The organism is Burkholderia sp. Ax-1720 (genome assembly GCF_011753035.1).
Taxonomy (GTDB): Bacteria; Pseudomonadota; Gammaproteobacteria; order Burkholderiales; family Burkholderiaceae; genus Burkholderia; species Burkholderia gladioli.
In genome coordinates this window covers 1-3,576 of the sequence record NZ_VWWK01000327.1, presented here as the reverse complement: position 1 = coordinate 3,576, position 3,576 = coordinate 1, and the positions used below count along the sequence as shown (strand labels likewise).

Annotated in this window: 3 protein-coding genes and 1 pseudogene; 2 read left to right on the top strand and 2 right to left on the bottom strand. The window is 72.4% G+C overall.

Annotated features, from left to right (window positions below; translation table 11 throughout):
• Positions 1 to 289 (bottom strand): annotated as a pseudogene (locus F3J18_RS36155) (DUF3108 domain-containing protein); the annotation flags it as partial.
• Between the two features lie 317 nt (positions 290 to 606).
• Positions 607 to 1,614, bottom strand: coding sequence for an IclR family transcriptional regulator (locus tag F3J18_RS36150; protein ID WP_025101448.1), 1,008 nt, complete (start codon positions 1,612 to 1,614; stop codon positions 607 to 609).
• Between the two features lie 18 nt (positions 1,615 to 1,632).
• On the opposite strand from F3J18_RS36150, the gene F3J18_RS36145 reads away from it, so the two are divergent.
• Positions 1,633 to 2,625 (top strand): fumarylacetoacetate hydrolase family protein, encoded by a 993-nt coding sequence (locus tag F3J18_RS36145; protein WP_166916945.1) that lies wholly within the window; start codon positions 1,633 to 1,635, stop codon positions 2,623 to 2,625.
• A gap of 67 nt (positions 2,626 to 2,692) precedes the next feature.
• The gene (locus F3J18_RS36140) at positions 2,693 to 3,571 is read left to right on the top strand and encodes an enoyl-CoA hydratase/isomerase family protein (protein WP_166916943.1); all 879 of its coding nucleotides are present in this window, start codon (positions 2,693 to 2,695) and stop codon (positions 3,569 to 3,571) included.
• Positions 3,572 to 3,576: the final 5 nt, after the last annotated feature.

The window sequence follows — 3,576 nt, the reverse complement described above, 5'->3', positions numbered from 1 at the left end:
TGCGCGGCGCGGCCGGAGCGGGTTTGGCGGCCGGCCTGGGCACCGGCTTCGGCGCGGGTTTCGGTGCCGGCGCGGCCGGCGCGGGCGCGCGCTCGATCGGCTGCGGCTTGAGCAGCTCGACCTGTACCGGCGTGTCGTCGCGCGCATCGGGATTGGCCGGCGCGCGATATCCCGCGAACCACAGGCCGGCGATCAGGTGCAGCACCAGCACCAGCGCGAGCGTCAGCCCCGCGCGCAGCCAGCGGCGCGGCGAGAGGCGGGACGATTCGGGCGGCAGGGGCGAGGGCATCGAGCGAGGCTGGTTCGGTGTGTTCAGGGCGTTCGGGGGCGATGGGCTGAATCATCGGCGGGCGATGCCGGTGGCGGGTTCGGCGCGAGGCGGCACGTACCGGCTCGTCGGCCGCCGGATCCCGGGCACGCGGGCCGGTGAAGGCGAGAAGCAGCAAGGAAGCAGCAAGCCGCGTTCCGGCCATGAGGCTCGCGCTTCGCGTGGATGCACGCCGGTTCGCATCCGGCCCGCCGGCGCGACAGGCGCGGCGGCACCGCCCAGCCCGTCCGACCCGATCGCGCGCCGAACGTTCGCGCGCGGCGTTCGGGGCTCCGGTTTCAGGCCTCGCGCGGATCGGCACTGTAGCCGATTTCGTAGGACAGCTTGCGTGCCACGGCGCGCAGCGCGAGGTCGATCTCGCCGCCCCAGGACACGTCGAAGCTGCCCTCGTGGCCCAGCGCGATTAGCCCCAGCGAGAGTTCGCCGAGCGCATCGAACACCGGCATGCAGAAGGCGTGGATGCTCGGCAGCAGCATGCCCTCGACGCGTGCCGCCTGGTGCTCGCGCACCTCGGCGAGCCGCGCCTCCACCTCGGCCGGCGTGCGCGGGCCGTCGCGCGGCGGCCCGCGGCGCGCGTCGGCCAGCTCGCGCTCGAGCATCGCGGCGGTCTTGCCGCGCGGCAGGTAGGCGGCGAACAGCAGGCCGGTGGCCGAGCCGAGCAGGGGCATCACGTCGCCGAGCTTGAGCGAGGCCTTGGCGGGATGGCTCGATTCCATCCAGTGCACCACGGTCGGCCCCTGGTTGCCCCACACGGCGATGCCGAGCGTGAGGTCGAGCTCGTCGCGCAGCGCCGACAGCGCGAGCCGCGCGAGCTTCACGCCGTCGACGCGGGCCAGCCGGGCCAGGCCCATCTGCAGCGCGAAGCCGCCCAGCTCGTAGCGGCCCGAGACGGGGTCCTGCGCCACCACGCCGAGCCGCTGGAAGCTGACCAGGTAGCGGTGCGCCTTGGCCGGGCTCATCTGCGCGCGCTGGGCGAGATCGCGCAGCATCATCGCGCGCGGCTCGGCGGTGAGCACCTCCAGCAGGCGGAAGCCGACCTCGATCGACTGGATGCCGGAGCGGACCTTTTCCTCGGCGCTGTCGTCGGCGAGGTGGTCGGCGAGATCGTCGGTGTTGACCATGGATGGAATGCGATAGGAAGGTGGCGGGCGAGGCGGCGCGGTTCGCCGCGAGGCAGGCGCGGCCGGGCGCGGCGGTGAAGCGGCCCGGGCGGCGCCGTCGCCCTGGGCGGCACGGGCTTCGCCGCGCGGATTCACCATCGTAAAATAGTTTCCCTCCATCGTCACTACACGGACTTCCCCTCCATGAAACTTGCTTCGCTGAAGGACGGCACGCGCGACGGCCAACTGATCGTGGTGTCGCGCGACCTGCAGACGGCCGCGATCGCCGAGACGGTCGCGCCGACGCTGCAGCGCGCGCTCGACGACTGGGCGTTCCACGCACCGCAGCTTCGCGAGCTCTACGATGCGCTCAACCACGGCCGCGCGCGCCGCGCCTTCGCCTTCTCGGCCGCCGACTGCATGGCGCCGCTGCCGCGCGCCTACCAATGGGCGGACGGCTCGGCCTACCTCAACCACGTCGAGCTGGTACGCCGCGCGCGCGGCGCCGAGATGCCCCCCGAGTTCCTCAGCGATCCGCTGATGTACCAGGGCGGCAGCGACGATTTCCTCGGCCCGCAGGACGACATCGTCTGCGCCTCGGAGGACTGGGGCATCGATTTCGAGGCCGAGGTGGCGGTGGTGACGGGCGACGTGCCGATGGGCGCGAGCGCCGACGAGGCGCTGCGCGCCGTGCGGCTGGTGATGCTGGTCAACGACGTGTCGCTGCGCAACCTGATCCCGGCCGAGCTCTCGAAGGGCTTCGGCTTCTTCCAGGGCAAGCCCGCGACGGCCTTCTCGCCGCTGGCGGTGACGCCCGACGAGCTCGGCGAGCACTGGCGCGGCGGGCGCCTGGAGCGGCCGCTGCTGGTGAGCTGGAACGGCAAGCGGGTGGGCCAGGCCGAGGCCGGCGTCGACATGAATTTCCATTTCGGTCAGTTGATCGCGCACGCGGCGAAGACGCGCAACCTGCGCGCCGGCACCATCGTCGGCTCGGGCACGGTGTCGAACCGCGATGCCGGGCGCGGCTACAGCTGCATCGCCGAGAAGCGCTGCCTGGAGACCATCGAGCACGGCGCGCCGCGCACCGAGTTCATGCGCTACGGCGATCGCGTCAGGATCGAGATGCTCGACGCGGCCGGCAAGTCGATCTTCGGCGCGATCGAGCAGGCGGTGTCGCCGCTCGACGGGCAGGCCTGAACGCGCGCGGCGGGCCGGCCGCCTGCCGGTTTGCCCCGATCATCACGAGAAGAACCAGGAGACAGACATGAGTGAGCGTGAATCCGCCGGGCTGGAAGCCTATGCCGGCTACCAGTCGCTGCGCCTCGCGCGCCATCCGCACGGCATCCTCGAGATCGTGATGAGCGGCGCGGGCGCCAACCGCAGCAACCTGGCCACCGCCGACGCGCGCATGCATCGCGAGCTGGCCGAGATCTGGCGCGACCTCGACCGCGATCCCGAGGTGCGCGTGGCGCTGATCCGCGGCGAGGGCAAGGGTTTCTCGGCCGGCGGCGATCTCGGCCTGGTCGAGCAGATGGCCGACGATTTCGAGGTGCGCACGCGGGTCTGGCACGAGGCGCGCGACCTGGTCTACAACCTCGTCAACTGCGGCAAGCCGGTGGTCTCGGCGATGCACGGGCCGGCGGTCGGCGCGGGGCTGGTGGCGGGCTTGCTGGCCGACGTCTCGATCGCCGCCAACACGGCGCGCATCATCGACGGCCATACGCGGCTGGGGGTGGCCGCCGGCGATCACGCGGCGATCATCTGGCCGCTCTTGTGCGGCATGGCCAAGGCCAAGTACCACCTGCTGCTGTGCGAGCCGGTCAGCGGCGAGGAAGCCGAGCGCATCGGCCTGGTCTCGCTGGCGGTGGACGAGGCCGAGCTGCTGCCGAAGGCCTTCGAGCTGGCCGAGCGGCTCGCGCGCGGTTCGCAAAGCGCGATCCGCTGGACCAAGTACGCGCTCAACAACTGGCTGCGCCTGGCCGGGCCGAGCTTCGATACCTCGCTGGCGCTCGAATTCATGGGTTTCTCCGGGCCCGACGTGCGCGAGGGGATCAGCTCGCTGCGCGAGCGGCGCGCGCCCGATTTCGACGGCGGCACCGGCGGCACCGGCGGCACGGGCAGCGGCCGGGCTGGCGGCGCCTGAGCGCG